This is a genomic window from Salinimicrobium flavum, from assembly GCF_042684505.1.
Taxonomy (GTDB): Bacteria; Bacteroidota; Bacteroidia; order Flavobacteriales; family Flavobacteriaceae; genus Salinimicrobium; species Salinimicrobium flavum.
Map to the genome: position 1 here is coordinate 677,346 of NZ_JBHULT010000006.1, position 15,037 is coordinate 692,382.

Consider the following 15,037-nt stretch of genomic DNA (forward strand, 5'->3'; position numbering starts at 1 on the left):
TTCAATATCCCCTTTAGAATTACGCTGGGCCTGATAACCAAAGTTATAATAGAAGAGTTCCTCTTTTCCATTGCGTTTTATCTTTACAGCATTTCATGTACATATTTGGGTTTACCGGTTTTATACACTTTCCTTAAGATTTCTCCCAAGCCCTGATCTGCCAATTCAGGGACGGCCTCTAAATAAGAAGTACCTATTACATTCTCCCCTTTTCCTAATTGATTTAAGAATGGTTCATTTGCAATAGATATAATAAATGCAGGGCCTTCTAAAATAGCAATTAGCGATGGTGAAGAATATATCATCTCTTTATAACGATGCATGGTGTCTTCCAGCTTCCTTGCCATCGCCTTACGTTCGGTAATATCTTCTATGGATAGAAGGATCAAATTATTCTTTCTGGTTTCATCCCCTATTTCCATAGCGTTCAATATCATGGAACGTTCTCCCATGGTTTTGAAATTATGGATGACTTCAAAATTTTCAACCCTTTTATCTTTTGGTAAAATCGATTCCAACAATTTACGCACCTTGGGAATATCCCACTGATTATTGTTAAGCTCATATAACTTTTTACCTTCTGTATAATCTGACCTTTCACAAAAGGTTTCATGAAAAGCTTTATTGGAAGTGATCACCTCAAGTTTACCGTTTAATACAATTAAAGGCTCACGCGTGGTGTTTATAATAGCACGTGCAAAATTACGTTCTTCGGTAAGCTGATAATTTAAAGTGCCAAGTTCCTGATTAGTTACCGTTAATTCTTCATTGGTGCTTTGCAATTCTTCTTTACTGGTTTCAAGCTCTTCATTGACGCTTTGCAATTCTTCGCTTCCACTCATAAATTCTTCATTGGCGCTTTGCAATTCCTCATTCACCGCCTCCTGCTCCTGGGTAATGCGGAGCATATCTTCCCGGCTTTGTGCCAACTCATCTTCCAGCTCCTTTATACGCAAATCCTTCTCATCCTTTTTACCAGGACCTTTGGATTTATTTGGTTTTTTAGGTTTGGAAACTGAAGGCTGAAAAATTATTAAATAATGTGGGTCCACCAGCTTAGGCAAGATCATGGCTTCTACCGTAATCGTTTGTCGGTTTCCATTCTGTTCAGTGTAAATAATATTCTTTTTAACAGGCTTCCCATCTTTTTTTACTTTGTGAATTATATTTCGCAATTCAAAAGCCAAGCCCGTCTTTGCCATCTTCATTAAGTTATGGCTGGGTGCACCACTTTCCTGTTCCAGATAATTTGAAGTGCTGCCCCTGAAAAGCACAATATCCATTGCTTCGTTTATAACAACGCTGGCAGCAGTATATTTTTTTAAAAGAATTTCATCTGCAGTACCCTGAAAATCGGTTCGCTTAACAGTAGTAGGTTCATGTACCTTGAACTCAGGTTTTTTCAGGTGATTTTTTCCAGTGGGAATATTAAAGGATTCAGGAATATTATTCTTTTTGAAAAGTTTTTCTTTTTTACCAGTGGGTGTAAAATATCCCGGTACACTCCCTACATTTTCAGATTTCCCCAATAAAAGATATCCATCTGGTTTTAAGGAATAATGAAAAGCGGTGAGGGCTTTTTTCTGAAGGTAGGGTTGTAAATAAATGAGAACGTTTCGGCAGCTAATTAAGTCCATGTTTCCAAAGGGAGGATCTTTCAAAAAATTATGTATTGCAAATACACAACTTTCTCTTATCTCCTTTTTTATTTGATAACCCTCGTTATATTTATTGAAATAATCCTGCAAGCGTTTAGGACTAATATTTTCGACCTCTCCCTTTTTATATATTCCCTTGCGGGCATATGAAATTGCAGGCTCACTAATATCAGAAGCAAAAATTTGCACATTGCTGCTAAATCCATTCAGATTGCTGATCTTTTTAGATTTAGGAGAACTGTGCTCCTTCAACTGTTCGTGAATACAAATTGCCAGGGAATAGGCTTCCTGACCGGTGCTGCACCCGGCAATCCAGACCCGAATTGGTTCACTTTCCTTTTTTTTCTTAATTAAAAGCGGCAAAACCGATTGGCTTAAGTTTTCAAACACAAGGGGATCCCTAAAAAAGCTGGTGACGGGGATTAACAAATCCTGGTACAAAACATCAATTTCATTGGGGTTTTCCTTTAAAAAATTAAGATAGGATTGAGCACTTGTGTATTTATTAAGGACCATTCTACGAAGAATTCTTCGCTTTATGGTACTTTCTTTATAATAGGTAAAATCAGTATTTCGGCGCATTCGTATCAACGAAAGGATCTGCTGAAAAGTTTCTTCAACTTCGTCTGTAACCTCCGGTTGTCCCTCAGTTTTGGAATTTTTATTCTTAATTAATTCTAATATTTTATTTGGGATTTTCGAAGGTGGAAGAATATAATCTACAACTCCGGCATTAACTGCATTGTTTGGCATCTGCGGCCATTCAGCAGAGTCTTCATCCTGGGCAAATGTAATCCCTCCTTTACTTTTAATATCCTTGAGACCCTGGGTCCCGTCGCTGGCGGTACCCGAAAGAACTACGCCCAGGCTATGGGATCCATGAATAATTGCCAGGGATTTAAAGAAAAGATCTATTGGTAGATTTTTTTTATTTTTTTCTGGTGCTGGTCGTTTGCTCAGCATTAATACCCCATCACTGGCTATAAGCATCTTGTTGCTGGGGATAATATAAATATGATCTGGCTTTACTTTTAGGTCATCAGTGATCTCATGCACTGGCAACCCGGTAGATTTCTGCAAAATTTCAGATAGCAAACTTTCATGGTTTGGATCTAAATGCTGCACCAGTACATATGCCATACCTGAATTTTCAGGAATTCCTCCTACAAATTCCTTAAAAGCGGAAAGACCGCCAGCTGAAGCTCCAACCCCTACTACTGGAAACTTGTTTTCGGAGAGTTCCAGGATTTGGCTGTTATCAGGTAATTTTTTATCCATTTATTAATTTTGATACCTTGGAAAGATACAGTTATTACGGCACATCTTTTAGAAGAAAACGTTAATAAGGGGTCAGTGAAAAGACCTTTAGGTAGGGTCTACATGATTGAGTTGCACTAAATAATTATATATGGATCCTTAGCTATCCAATTATTCACAAAATATTTAAGGGGATTTTATTGAGGCGGCAACTGAAACTACAAGTCATAATTCAAAAGAACCTGTTGTTGTCCCCAAACAAAAAAAGTTTTTCCATGTAATATACCGAAGAGACAACTTAATTTCCTGTACGGGATAATAGAAAAACTATCTTTCATTTCCTGACATTTAGCCCTAAACGGAGCCCTTTATCCATCTTCTCCAGATGATGTTATGAGTCCAAATTCTTTCCTTAACAAAACTTTAGTAAAACCCCCTTCCCGATTCCTTCGTAGGTATAAGTGAAATCAAACTTTATTAATTAAAACTTTTCAATGATGAAAAAAGGTAAACACATTTTAGCGGTCGGCTTCTTAATCGTAGCTGGTCTAATTTTAATCTCTGCAGATCACATAGATGCACCGGCAGTACAGGGTGGGTCAAGTGATATCACAGATTTCTATGCTTTCCAGGGGGAAAACACAGATAACATTGTGTTTGTTGCCAATGTACAGGGTCTTTTAAGCCCGGCAGCAACTTCAGAAGCTTCCTTTGATGAAAGCGTAATGATCGAGTTCAACATTGACAACGATGGGGACTTTGTTGAAGACCTGGTCATCCAGGCAGTGCCAAGAAATGGAAAGATGTACATCCTGGGGCCGGTAGCACCACTCCAAACAGGCCTTTCCAGTACACTGACTGCAGAAAGTGCAAAGGATGTCCATTCTGTAAACATTACAGCTTATGGAGAAGAGGCGCAAATCTCTTCTAAAAAAGGAATATCTGCCTTTGCAGGGCCTCGTGATGATCCCTTCTTCTTTGACTTTGCTCAATACAGCGCGATCATAGCAGGAGAAGCTTCAGGATTCAACGATCCCGGTAGCGACACTTTTGCCGGTACAAATGTTATGTCTGTAGTGGTAGAAGTACCCAAGTCCATGATCGGGGGGTCAGGAACCATCAATGCATGGGTAGAATCAAAAAGGAAACAATAATTCAACATTAAAAACATAGACTATTATGAAAATTTCAAATAAGATCTTAGGATTAGCTTTAGTAGCAGGAACCCTAATGAGTTGTCAAACAGATGAAATGCCCGGAGACGGGATGGGGGTAGATAATAACCCGAATCTTGCAGGTACATACATGCAGGAGGACCAAATGGGGAGACCGGCAATTAACACCGTATTCGTTTCCTCAGGCAGTAAGGATGAATTTAATGTCACCACTCCTTCTGAACAAAATGCGGCATTCCAACCCATGTTCGAGTCCACTTTACTGGCTCTGAATCCCGGTTATACCACAAATGCTTTAGGTATGGACGCCTCTACGTTCACCGGTGCTCTGGCAACAGATGTTTTAAATGTTTCCCTTGATGGAACGACCACCTTTTATGACGGTACCAACGTCTTGACGGGTCGTGCCCTGGCTGATGACGTTATCACGGTTGAACTGTTACTGATCTTTGGAGGGCCGGATTTTTCTGAAAACCCGGATTTTTCTGATGACCATGTCGATTCCAATGACAAGGAGTTTTTGACTTCTTTCCCCTACCTGGCATCGCCACATTAGACCCTCCTCTATTAGGGCACGTTTCCCCCCGGCGTGTTCTAATATTATTTAACCTTCTAACTTAAAAATACCAATCATGTTCAATAAATTTTATTTAAGCCTTTCCTTTTTAATCCTTGTATTAGCGAGCTGTGATAAGGTCCCGGACCAGGTAACTCAAAAAGAAGATTACGAAAAGTTTCTTCAGGAAGATGCAGCATTGACAGTCGAAAAGATCAAAAGTGATCATGATTTTTGGGAAGAAAAGCTGACAAAAGAACCCTCCCAGTTTCCTTATTTGTTACAACTGGCATCGGCACAATCTCAGATGTTTAAAGTGACAGGGGAGATCGAACATCTTACCAGGGCCGAAAAAAATCTCCTGGCGGCTAATCAGAAAACCGGCTATAAAAATGCTTCTTACTTGAAAAGCCTTGCCAGAAATTACATTTCCCAGCACCGCTTTAGTGAAGCTCTTTCTCTGCTGAATTCTGCTGAAGCAATTGGCGAAAAGATCAATGGCACTCACAAAATGCTGTTCGATGTACATATGGAAATTGGAAATTATGAAGCAGCTGAAGCCTATCTTACCAAAATAGAAGACCGGAGCGATTTCGATTTTCTTTTGCGTTATGCAAAATGGAGTGATCACCAGGGGGATTTAAGTACAGCCATAACCTACATGGAAAAAGCGACCGAGAAGGCGGAAATGGCCAACCTGAAAGGTCTAAAGCAATGGTCGTATACCAATCTGGCAGATTTCTTCGGGCACAATGGAGAAATTGAAAGATCCTACGAGCATTATTTAAAGGCCCTGGAATTAGATCCCAATGATGCCTATGCAAAAAAGGGAATCGCCTGGATCGTTTATTCTCATGAACGTAACCCGAAAGAAGCGTTGCGCATTCTCAATTCCGTAACAAAGCAATTTCAGTCGCCCGATTATTATTTACTCAAGGCAGAGATTGCAGAATATATGAATGACAGCTCTTCAAAAAAGCAAAATCTGGAAAACTATTTTACAGCGGTTTCAGATGAGAATTACGGCGTGATGTACAATACCAGTAGTGCAATTCTTTATGCCGAGGAATTTTCGAGAACCCGGGAGGCCATGAATCTGGCACAAATGGAGATCAGTGAAAGACCTACTCCTCAATCTTACGACCTGTTGGCCTGGACCTACTATAATGAGGGTGATTATAAAAGAGCTCTTAAGATAGCGGAAGAACATGTTGCAGGCAAAACTTACGAACCAGAAGCATTGTTCCACCTTGCCAAAATATATAAGGCCACAGGGAAAACCAAAGAAGCCCGGGTACTGAAAAAGGAATTAATGGAGAGCATATACGAACTGGGACCTGTTACAGAGCAGGAGATAAGGCGGATATAATTAAAGGAGCGAACTCATGAAAGGACATTATCTAACATACTTCTTTTTTATGATCTGCATGGGCACTTCTTTTTCTCAGCACCAAATAAAAAATGTTCACGTTGAAATAGAGTATTATGGAGAAAATGAGACCTCTTTCCGGTTTTTTGAAGCTTCGGAAGATTTATACCAGGTAAATCTTTTTTCAGGAAAACAGAACGACCTCGATCTTTCGATAAAGTTCAGAATGGAAGATGAATTGAGCAGTGAGGAAAGATATGCTGTGGTTTCTGAAGTAGCCTATTTCGATCTGGAGTTCAATCACAGGTTAGGTCCCTTCGGGATGACCTGGGCCATAGAGAACCTGCTGAACTTTAACAGTCCCGGCTTTGATATTGAAGGATCCCTGGAGAGAGATTCAGTAGTTATGGATACTGTAACTTTTGCACATGAAGCCGACTTCATGTTAAGCTCAAGACTTACCTACAATTTTTGATGGGTATTTGACTCCTATTTGCGTGGTTGGCAGGGCGTCTGTCAGTCCCTTTGACAGGCGCTTTGTTTTTGCTCAAAAGGAGCAGGGATGATTAGGATGAAGCCTCTACCACCCCGATAGTGTAGAGTTGCTCCAGCGTAGGAGTTTCACTTCCGCCGGCCGGCTCCAGAGTAATTCCGAAAGCTTCAGACTCGTTTGGATTTGCAATACTGAAGATCTTATTGTCATCTGTAGAAAAATCATCCAGAGTTCCCAAACTCGTCGGAGTTAATGGAGACATCTTTAATGACCAAACCTGGTAGACCTTCCCGCGTGGAGGTTCAGGTAAGCCCTGGGCATCTAAATAAATATTTTCTGCTTTTTTATTCCAGTAAACCTTGGCATAGGCTTCGGGATAAACCGGTTGCCCTTCCAGGGGAACAGTGACAATATTTTTATCTCGGAGAATAGCAACCAGATTTTCTGCTTCAGCAAGATCGGAATTAGCTTTTTCTATTTGTTCTTCCAGAATATCATTGTTGGTTTCCACCATTTGTATCTGCTCTTCTAAACTGTCAAGTTCATTAAACGTATACAACAGAGCAATACCTGCTATAAGGGCCGCTGCCCAGCCAGAATAGGTTATCCAGGAAGAACGGGTTCTCTTTATGGGTATCACCGGTGTATCGTCCTGTTTATGAAGTCGTGACTTTATGGAAGGAAAGAATCTTTTGGAATCTGAAGGCGAAGCGGCGGCAGTCAAAGAAACGATCGAAGATTCTATCTTCAATACCTCGTCGTGCACTTCAGGATATTGCAGCATCATGTTGTGGACCTCCTCATTTTCTTTTTCAGAAAGGGCCCCTGCAACATACAGTTCAAGTATTCCGGATGCTATGTATTCGTTTATATCCATTGATTATACGCCAAGCATTTGACGTAACTCATTTATACAATTTCTATTCCTTGTTTTTATGGTTCCGATAGGCATATTGAGGGTTTCGGAAGCTTCTTTCTGGGTAAATCCTTTAAAATACAGGAGTTCGATGATTTCAGTGCACTTGGTGGCAAGTTTACTTACAAAAGATTTGACTCCTATTCCATCTGTAGCGCTACTATAGTTATCCTTGGTTTCTAATATATCTACGAAAATTTGACTGTCAAGGTTTTTTTGGGAGTTTTTAAAATCCTTTGAGCGGGTTTTATCAATAGCCGCGTTTCTTGCAATATTTAGTAACCAGGTGAAAAAGCGACCTTTTGTGTGGGAATAAGATTCTGCATTATGCCATGCCTTCAAGAAGACATCCTGCATTACTTCCTCGGCAATATCGTGATCCCGCACAATATTATAAATTACGCCATGCATACTTTCACTGTACATCGCATACAGGGATTCGAAAGCTTTTCCGTCTTTCTGTTGAAATTTTGATACGAGGGCGTTGAGCTCCATAAAATATTTTACGGAACTAATGTAGGAATTTAATCTTAACCGGGCATGCGGTTCAGAAGGATTCAAAAAAGTTGACGAAAATTTCTAAAAACTGAATTTTCCAGATAGAATTTCTGTTACTCCCTGTATGATAGAGTGGAACTGTTACTTATTGAATACTCTGAAATAGAAAAACCCTGTAGAATAAGACTCTACAGGGTTTTGAAAGTACCTTGGGCGGGAATCGAACCCGCACGTCCGAGGACACTGGATTTTGAATCCAGCGCGTCTACCAGTTCCGCCACCAAGGCATTATTTTAATTTGTTCCGAAGATCTTTTAATTTCTCCTTGCCTATACCAGATTTCCAGTACTTTTCTCTAGTTCTGGCCTCTGTTCGGGAACTACAAATCTCGGAAAAAATTATTTCAAAAGGTCTATAATTCCTTGTGGTTTTCTCTTTCCCTGAATTATGCTGTTCAAATCTTCTGTCCAGATTTGAAGTAAAGCCTACATAAATGTAATTCTTCTCAAAACTCGAGATGGCATAAACGTAGAACATATAAAGAACTTTTTTCCAGCGCGCCTACCTGCCGGCAGGTCTACCAGTTCCGCCACCAAGGCAAGTGGACGGCAAAAATATGAATAATTTCTTTTTGCAAAGGCATATTCCTGATTTTTTATCGCCGGTTTTATCTTTTGAGAAAGGCCTGTTCATTTTGTGAGAAACCGGTTGGTCTGAACCAGTTAAAAGGAATTAATTTCTAAATTTGCAGGGCAACAACACAAACCACACAACCATGCCTAATGTAATTACTGAAGCTAAATTATTCTCATGTGCACAAAGCCGTGATCTGGCTGCCAAAATAGCCGAATCATACGGAACAAAGCTGGGAAGCGTGATCACTTCCACCTACAGTGACGGGGAATTCCAACCCTCATTTGAGGAATCTGTTCGTGGCTCAAGGGTCTTCATAATTGGTTCTACCCACCCGGGATCAGATCATCTTATGGAATTATTGCTTATGCTCGATGCGGCCAAAAGAGCTTCGGCCAGGCATATTACAGCTGTTATACCTTATTATGGCTGGGCGCGACAGGACAGAAAGGATAAACCCCGGGTTCCTATCGCCGCTAAACTAATCGCCAAAATGCTGGAAACAGCGGGAGCGACCCGTATCATTACAATGGACCTTCACGCAGACCAGATACAGGGGTTCTTTGAAAAACCTGTGGATCATCTTTTTGCGTCCACGGTCTTTTTGCCTTACCTGAGAAGCCTGAATCTTGAAAACCTAACCATTGCTTCTCCAGATATGGGAGGATCTAAAAGGGCGTATGCTTACTCCAAGACCATGGAAAGTGACGTGGTAATTTGCTATAAACAACGGGCAAAAGCCAATGTGATTTCTCATATGGAACTAATTGGTAATGTGGAAGGAAAGAATGTGGTGCTGGTTGATGATATGGTGGATACCGCAGGTACGCTTACAAAGGCAGCAGATGTGATGATGGAGAGAGGAGCGCTTAGCGTAAGGGCAATTTGTACACATCCGGTTCTTTCCGGAGAGGCTTACGAGCGGGTCGAAAATTCAAAACTTCTTGAACTTATTGTAACAGATTCAATTCCGTTGAAAAAAGAAAGCAAGAAAATCCGCGTGGTTAGCTGTGCAGAACTTTTTGCCGATGTAATGAACAGGGTTCACAACAACAGGTCCATCAGTTCAAAATTTATAATGTAATATGCATCAGGAGGTTAGAGGTTAGAAGTACAATTGAGAATTTTAACCTGTACACTTCTTGTGGAAGAATTTATCCTGGTTCTTGATTCTTGTAGCGAAGCGGTCCTGACTCTTTTCCAGGGTAGTCCTTCTATGCTATAAATATTTAGGTTCGAAGCTTTTAATAGCTCAAAAAAAAGATATACTTTTGCAGCCTAAAATTTTTAACAATGAAATCAATTACGATCAACGGATCTAAAAGAGAAAGCGTAGGCAAGAAAGCTACAAAAGCCTTACGTAATGCTGGACAGGTTCCTTGCGTATTATACGGGGGAGATCAGCCATTACACTTTGCAGCAGATGAAATTGCCTTCAAAGACTTAGTGTATACACCAGATGTGCATACAGTAAGTATTGAATTAAAAGGAGGAGAAAAGTTTGATGCTGTTCTTCAGGATATCCAATTCCACCCGGTAACCGATGCCATTTTGCACATCGATTTCTACCAGATCTTCGAAGACAAAGAGATCTCTATGGAAATCCCTGTACATACAACTGGTGTTGCCCGTGGAGTTAAAAATGGTGGGGTGTTGCGTTTCAACCTTCGTCGTATGAGGGTAAAAGGTCTTCCGGGGAATCTTCCAGATTTCATCGAAGCCGATATTACTCCGCTTAAAATTGGCAACAAATTGTATGTAACTGCCTTACAAAGCGATGAATTTAAGATCATGCACCCGGAAAACACCGTGGTTTGTCAGGTTAGAACTTCTCGTAACGTTGTTGCTCTTGAAGATGAAGAGGAAGAAGAAGTTCCGGCAGGTGAAGTTCCTGCAACAGAAGGTTCAGCCGAAGGCGGGTCTCAGGAAGGAGCATCTGAAGCTAAAGAATAACATATTCTTTTATAATTCTATAAAACATCCCATTCCGAAAGGTCTGGGATGTTTTTTGTTAAGCGGTTTTTGTACTCGAGAGAGGACACTATGTTAAGCCTTGAAAAGTTGAGAGAAAGGTTTTATTAATTTTATCTTTACCAAAACTTAAGTTATGCTTCGCTTCTTCGGAAGAATTCTCGGTAAAAAAGAAATTGAAAAAGAAAAAGAAGAAATTCCCCCTATGAAAAAATTTCTGATAGTCGGGCTGGGAAATATTGGCCCCAAATATCACCATACCCGTCATAATATAGGTTTTAAGATCCTGGATTTTATGGCCCTTCAGGAAGAACTCAGTTTCGAGACACAGAAACTGGGAGATGTGGCCACCTACAAATTCAAAGGTCGCACCTTTATACTCCTTAAACCGTCTACCTATATGAACCTTAGTGGTAAAGCGGTGAATTACTGGCTCCAGAAGGAAAAGGTGCCACTGAAGAACCTGCTTGTGATCACAGATGATCTTAACCTGCCTTTCGGAACCCTGAGGGTGAAGACCAAAGGGAGTGATGGAGGTCATAACGGACTAAAAGATATTCAGAACCAGTTGGGTACCACCAACTATAACAGGTTTAGATTTGGGATAAGCGATGAATTCTCTAAAGGCCGGCAGGTAGATTATGTGCTGGGAGAGTGGGATGAAGAGGAAAAAAAGAAATTGCCCGAACGTCTTAAGAAATCTGTGGAGCTCATAAAATCTTTTGGCACCGCTGGAATTAATAATACAATGAATACCTTTAACGGAAAATAGTCGGTAGCCTTGAAAGAACATAAAGGAGCTCACTCATTTTATAGTGACCATCATACAGTGGTGACCATAGGTACCTTTGACGGGGTGCATGTGGGCCATCAAAAGATAATTGAGAGGCTGGTAAATACCGCCCGCGCCGGAAACCTGGAATCGGCCATACTTACCTTTTTTCCGCATCCCAGGATGGTTCTGCAAAAAGATGCTGATATCAAGCTCATCAATACCATAGAAGAACGAAAAAAGATCCTGGAGAAAACTGGAGTAGACCATCTTATCGTTCATCCCTTTACCCGGCAGTTTTCCAGATTAAGTGCCCGGGAATTCGTTAGGGATATCCTGGTGCATAAACTCAAAGCCAAAAAAGTAATTATTGGCTATGACCACAGGTTTGGTCGTAACAGGACAGCCGATATAGATGATCTTCGTGAGTTCGGAAAAGAATATGATTTTGATGTTGAGGAGATCTCTAAGCAGGACATCGAGGAAGTGGCAGTGAGTTCAACCAAGATAAGGCAGGCCCTTCTGGAAGGACGGGTAGAAAAGGCAAACCGTTACCTCAGCTATCCGTTTTCTTTGGCAGGAACGGTCGTAAAAGGTAAAGGTCTTGGAAAAGAATTCAGTTATCCTACAGCAAACCTTCATATTAAAGAGGATTATAAGCTCATTCCAAAGAACGGGGTGTATGTGGTACATGCTGAGATAGACGGGAAATCGTATTTTGGGATGATGAGCATAGGTACTAATCCAACTGTGGGGGGAACCCACAAAACCATAGAGACTTATTTCTTTAACCTGGATAGGGATCTTTACGGCCAGTTTCTAAGTATCGAACTGCTCACCAGAATAAGGGACGAGAAAAAATTTGACAGTATAGAAAGTCTGAAGACGGCCATGCGACAGGATGAAGCCTTCTCAAAGCAGTACATACGAGATAATTATGCTGAATAAATGGCTTTTTACCCGCATTGATAATTCTGCCCTGATCGTTTTCAGGATCATTTTTGGGGCCTTGCTTGCAATTGAAGCATTTGGGGCCATTTTTACCGGGTGGGTGCGGCGGGTAATGATCGAGCCAGATTTTACTTTTAATTTTATTGGTTTTGAATTCCTCCAACCCCTTCCGGGAAATGGGATGATATGGTATTATGCCATTATGGGTCTCTTCGGAATCTTTGTCATGCTGGGGTTCAAATACAGAATAAGTATCTTGGTTTACACGCTAATGTGGGCAGGTGTTTACCTAATGCAAAAATCATCCTACAATAACCATTATTATTTATTGATGCTGCTGTGTTTTTTGATGTTCCTGTTGCCGGCCCACCGGTACGCATCAATAGACGTGTGGAGAAACCCCGAAAAGAAAAAAATCAGTATGCCCAGATGGGTATGGCTGCTGCTGGTGGGGCAGATGTTGATCGTTTACACTTACGCCGCTATTGCAAAACTTTACCCGGACTGGTTTAACGGTACGTTGCCGGGACTCCTTATGAATGCCAGGAAAGATTACTGGCTGGTTGGGGATTTCCTGCAGCAGGAATGGGTGCATTATTCTATCGCCTATTTCGGATTCTTTTTCGACCTCTTGATCATCCCATTACTCCTCTGGAAAAGAACCCGGCTTTTTGCATTTCTGGCAGCTATATTTTTTCACCTTTTCAACAGTTTTATCTTTCACATAGGGATCTTCCCCTATCTGGCACTGGCATTTACCCTTTTCTTTTTTTCTTCGGAAAGGATCAACCGCTATTTTTTATGGAAGAAACCTTACTATAATAAACAGGAAATTAAAGTACCCAATTACCGGAAACCACTGCTCCTCTTTTTAGGCATCTGGTTTTTTGTGCAGCTGGCACTGCCGGTAAGACATTGGTTCTTCCAGGATGATGTGCTTTGGACAGAAGAAGGTCACCGCCTAAGCTGGCGAATGATGCTGCGTTCAAAAAGCGGAATAATTGAATTCAAAGTTGTTGACAAGGCAAACCGGCAGGATACCATAAAGGTCAAAACTGAAGATTATTTGTCTGCCAAACAATTGCGGGCCATGCCTTCCAAACCTGATATGATCTGGCAATTCGCCCAAAGACTTGAAAAAGGGTACGCTGAGCAGGGAAAAGAGGTGGAGATCTATGTTGATAGTAAAGTAAGTGTGAACGCGCGGCCCTATGAGCTATTTATTGATCCTTCTGTCGACCTTGCTGCAGTCAAATGGGATCATTTTCATCATGCCCCCTGGATTTTACCCTCCTCAATAGACTGATGTTTTAAGGCTTTTGCTATTTTTGTTCCTTTAACTGAAGAATTCATTTCAGTAAAATTTCAAAAAGCAGAACTTATGTTACAGGTAGCCAATATTCGGGCGAATAAAGAGGCGTATATCGAGGCCTTGAAAAAGAGAAATTTTGATGCCCAACAGCTCTTTTCCGAAGTGCTGGATCTTGACGAGACCCGTCGATCCACACAGGCTGAACTTGATGATACCCTGGCGGAATCAAATAAACTTTCCAAAGAGATCGGGCTGCTGTTCAAAACCGGAGAACACCAGAAGGCAAACCGCCTGAAGGAGGAAACTTCCGAATTAAAAGAGAGATCCAAAACCCTTTCAGAAAAGCTAACAGAAACAACAGCTGCCCTGGAAAAGCACCTGTACAACATTCCTAACATTCCCAACCCCCTTGTTCCTGCAGGAGCTTCAGAAGAAGATAATGAAGAGATCTTCAGGGAGGGAGAAGTGCCGCAACTGGCCGAAGGTTCGCTGCCACACTGGGAACTTGCAAAGAAATATGATATAATCGATTTTGAGCTGGGAAATAAGATCACCGGGGCCGGATTTCCGGTTTATAAAGGAAAAGGAGCCAGGTTACAAAGGGCGCTGATTTCCTATTTTCTGGATAAAAATGTGGCCGCCGGCTATACAGAATACCAGATGCCACTCATGGTAAATGAAGCGTCAGGTTTCGGTACCGGACAGCTACCCGATAAGGAAGGGCAGATGTACCACGTTACCGAAGATAATTTGTACCTGATCCCAACCGCCGAAGTGCCTGTGACCAACATGTTCAGGGATGAGCTGCTTTCTGATAGTGATCTTCCCATTGCCTGTACCGGATATACCCCTTGTTTCAGGAGAGAAGCGGGATCTTACGGAGCGCACGTGCGCGGGTTGAACCGCCTGCACCAGTTTGACAAGGTGGAGATCGTACGTATCGAAAAACCTGGAGATTCCTATAAAGCTCTTGATGGCATGGTGGAACAGGTGAAAGATATTCTGAGAGAACTTAAATTGCCTTATCGAATATTGAGGTTATGCGGAGGAGACCTTGGGTTCACCTCGGCGCTCACCTACGACTTTGAAGTGTTCTCAACCGCACAGGACCGCTGGCTGGAGATCAGTTCCTGTTCAAACTTTGAAACATTCCAGGCGAACAGGTTGAAGCTGCGTTACAAAACTGCCGACGGCAAAAAGCAGCTGGCCCACACCCTTAACGGAAGTTCCCTGGCATTGCCCAGAGTACTGGCGGGGATCCTTGAGAATTACCAGACTCCGGAAGGAATTCAGGTGCCGGAAGTTCTTATACCCTATACCGGTTTCGATATGATCAATTGATCCCGGATACTAATAAATAGAATTAAAACCTCACAGTTTTCAAAACCTGTGAGGTTTTTTGTTTGATTCAACGAGAAAATATTTCGGAAGAAATAGAGTCTTTTCCCTCTAAAACTTATTTACCGGTCAATAATT

General features: G+C 41.4%; 14 protein-coding genes and 1 tRNA gene. 10 read left to right on the plus strand and 5 right to left on the minus strand.

The window, feature by feature from the left end; translation table 11 throughout:
• Window positions 1-83: 83 nt before the first annotated feature.
• On the minus strand, window positions 84-2,936 hold the full coding sequence (locus tag ACFSTG_RS06465; RefSeq protein WP_380749870.1) for a CheR family methyltransferase: 2,853 nt from the start codon (window positions 2,934-2,936) through the stop codon (window positions 84-86).
• A gap of 476 nt (window positions 2,937-3,412) precedes the next feature.
• Here ACFSTG_RS06465 and ACFSTG_RS06470 point away from each other — a divergent pair, with 476 nt between their 5' ends.
• The 4 genes from ACFSTG_RS06470 (at window position 3,413) to ACFSTG_RS06485 (ending at window position 6,490) form a co-directional block, all read left to right on the plus strand.
• Window positions 3,413-4,069 (plus strand): DUF4331 family protein, encoded by a 657-nt coding sequence (locus ACFSTG_RS06470; RefSeq protein ID WP_380750813.1) that lies wholly within the window; start codon window positions 3,413-3,415, stop codon window positions 4,067-4,069.
• Window positions 4,070-4,094: 25 nt separating this feature from the next.
• Window positions 4,095-4,646, plus strand: a complete 552-nt coding sequence (locus tag ACFSTG_RS06475) for a DUF4331 family protein (protein ID WP_380749873.1) — start codon at window positions 4,095-4,097, stop codon at window positions 4,644-4,646.
• Between the two features lie 76 nt (window positions 4,647-4,722).
• Entirely contained in the window at window positions 4,723-6,015 is a 1,293-nt protein-coding gene (locus ACFSTG_RS06480; protein WP_380749876.1) for a tetratricopeptide repeat protein, read from the plus strand.
• Window positions 6,016-6,031: 16 nt separating this feature from the next.
• The gene (locus tag ACFSTG_RS06485) at window positions 6,032-6,490 is read left to right on the plus strand and encodes a hypothetical protein (RefSeq protein ID WP_380749879.1); all 459 of its coding nucleotides are present in this window, start codon (window positions 6,032-6,034) and stop codon (window positions 6,488-6,490) included.
• A gap of 91 nt (window positions 6,491-6,581) precedes the next feature.
• Here ACFSTG_RS06485 and ACFSTG_RS06490 read toward each other — a convergent pair whose 3' ends face one another.
• From ACFSTG_RS06490 to ACFSTG_RS06505, 4 genes are all read right to left on the minus strand, one after another.
• Window positions 6,582-7,385, minus strand: coding sequence for an anti-sigma factor (locus ACFSTG_RS06490; RefSeq protein ID WP_380749882.1), 804 nt, complete (start codon window positions 7,383-7,385; stop codon window positions 6,582-6,584).
• Between the two features lie 3 nt (window positions 7,386-7,388).
• The gene (locus ACFSTG_RS06495; protein ID WP_380749884.1) at window positions 7,389-7,919 is read right to left on the minus strand and encodes an RNA polymerase sigma factor; all 531 of its coding nucleotides are present in this window, start codon (window positions 7,917-7,919) and stop codon (window positions 7,389-7,391) included.
• A 208-nt stretch (window positions 7,920-8,127) separates the two neighbouring features.
• A tRNA-Leu gene (locus ACFSTG_RS06500) sits at window positions 8,128-8,209 on the minus strand.
• Between the two features lies 1 nt (window position 8,210).
• A complete protein-coding gene (locus ACFSTG_RS06505) occupies window positions 8,211-8,459 on the minus strand; it encodes a GIY-YIG nuclease family protein (protein ID WP_380749887.1) in 249 nt (82 codons plus the stop codon).
• A 238-nt stretch (window positions 8,460-8,697) separates the two neighbouring features.
• On the opposite strand from ACFSTG_RS06505, the gene ACFSTG_RS06510 reads away from it, so the two are divergent.
• The 6 genes from ACFSTG_RS06510 (at window position 8,698) to serS (ending at window position 14,902) form a co-directional block, all read left to right on the plus strand.
• Window positions 8,698-9,639, plus strand: a complete 942-nt coding sequence (locus tag ACFSTG_RS06510) for a ribose-phosphate pyrophosphokinase (protein WP_380749889.1) — start codon at window positions 8,698-8,700, stop codon at window positions 9,637-9,639.
• A 209-nt stretch (window positions 9,640-9,848) separates the two neighbouring features.
• Window positions 9,849-10,508 carry a 50S ribosomal protein L25/general stress protein Ctc gene (locus ACFSTG_RS06515; RefSeq protein WP_380749892.1) on the plus strand — a complete coding sequence of 220 codons (660 nt, stop codon included), beginning with the start codon at window positions 9,849-9,851 and terminating at the stop codon, window positions 10,506-10,508.
• Window positions 10,509-10,662: 154 nt separating this feature from the next.
• Window positions 10,663-11,298, plus strand: coding sequence for an aminoacyl-tRNA hydrolase (gene pth, locus ACFSTG_RS06520; RefSeq protein ID WP_380749895.1), 636 nt, complete (start codon window positions 10,663-10,665; stop codon window positions 11,296-11,298).
• Window positions 11,299-11,307: 9 nt separating this feature from the next.
• Complete coding sequence (locus ACFSTG_RS06525) at window positions 11,308-12,246, plus strand: bifunctional riboflavin kinase/FAD synthetase (RefSeq protein ID WP_380749898.1); 939 nt, start codon at window positions 11,308-11,310, stop codon at window positions 12,244-12,246.
• The gene (locus ACFSTG_RS06530) at window positions 12,236-13,555 is read left to right on the plus strand and encodes an HTTM domain-containing protein (RefSeq protein ID WP_380749901.1); all 1,320 of its coding nucleotides are present in this window, start codon (window positions 12,236-12,238) and stop codon (window positions 13,553-13,555) included. The genes ACFSTG_RS06525 and ACFSTG_RS06530 overlap by 11 nt, the downstream gene beginning before the upstream one ends.
• 75 nt (window positions 13,556-13,630) lie before the next feature.
• Window positions 13,631-14,902, plus strand: coding sequence for a serine--tRNA ligase (serS, locus tag ACFSTG_RS06535; RefSeq protein WP_380749904.1), 1,272 nt, complete (start codon window positions 13,631-13,633; stop codon window positions 14,900-14,902).
• Window positions 14,903-15,037: the final 135 nt, after the last annotated feature.

Excerpts from the sequence above, each read along its gene's own strand:
- ACFSTG_RS06465 (WP_380749870.1), bottom strand. The coding sequence starts at position 2,936 with ATGGATAAAAAATTACCTGATAACAGCCAAATCCTGGAACTCTCCGAA.
- ACFSTG_RS06470 (WP_380750813.1), top strand. The coding sequence starts at position 3,413 with ATGAAAAAAGGTAAACACATTTTAGCGGTCGGCTTCTTAATCGTAGCT.
- ACFSTG_RS06475 (WP_380749873.1), top strand. The coding sequence starts at position 4,095 with ATGAAAATTTCAAATAAGATCTTAGGATTAGCTTTAGTAGCAGGAACC.
- ACFSTG_RS06480 (WP_380749876.1), top strand. The coding sequence starts at position 4,723 with ATGTTCAATAAATTTTATTTAAGCCTTTCCTTTTTAATCCTTGTATTA.
- ACFSTG_RS06485 (WP_380749879.1), top strand. The coding sequence starts at position 6,032 with ATGAAAGGACATTATCTAACATACTTCTTTTTTATGATCTGCATGGGC.
- ACFSTG_RS06490 (WP_380749882.1), bottom strand. The coding sequence starts at position 7,385 with ATGGATATAAACGAATACATAGCATCCGGAATACTTGAACTGTATGTT.
- ACFSTG_RS06495 (WP_380749884.1), bottom strand. The coding sequence starts at position 7,919 with ATGGAGCTCAACGCCCTCGTATCAAAATTTCAACAGAAAGACGGAAAA.
- ACFSTG_RS06505 (WP_380749887.1), bottom strand. The coding sequence starts at position 8,459 with ATGTTCTACGTTTATGCCATCTCGAGTTTTGAGAAGAATTACATTTAT.
- ACFSTG_RS06510 (WP_380749889.1), top strand. The coding sequence starts at position 8,698 with ATGCCTAATGTAATTACTGAAGCTAAATTATTCTCATGTGCACAAAGC.
- ACFSTG_RS06515 (WP_380749892.1), top strand. The coding sequence starts at position 9,849 with ATGAAATCAATTACGATCAACGGATCTAAAAGAGAAAGCGTAGGCAAG.
- pth (WP_380749895.1), top strand. The coding sequence starts at position 10,663 with ATGCTTCGCTTCTTCGGAAGAATTCTCGGTAAAAAAGAAATTGAAAAA.
- ACFSTG_RS06530 (WP_380749901.1), top strand. The coding sequence starts at position 12,236 with ATGCTGAATAAATGGCTTTTTACCCGCATTGATAATTCTGCCCTGATC.
- serS (WP_380749904.1), top strand. The coding sequence starts at position 13,631 with ATGTTACAGGTAGCCAATATTCGGGCGAATAAAGAGGCGTATATCGAG.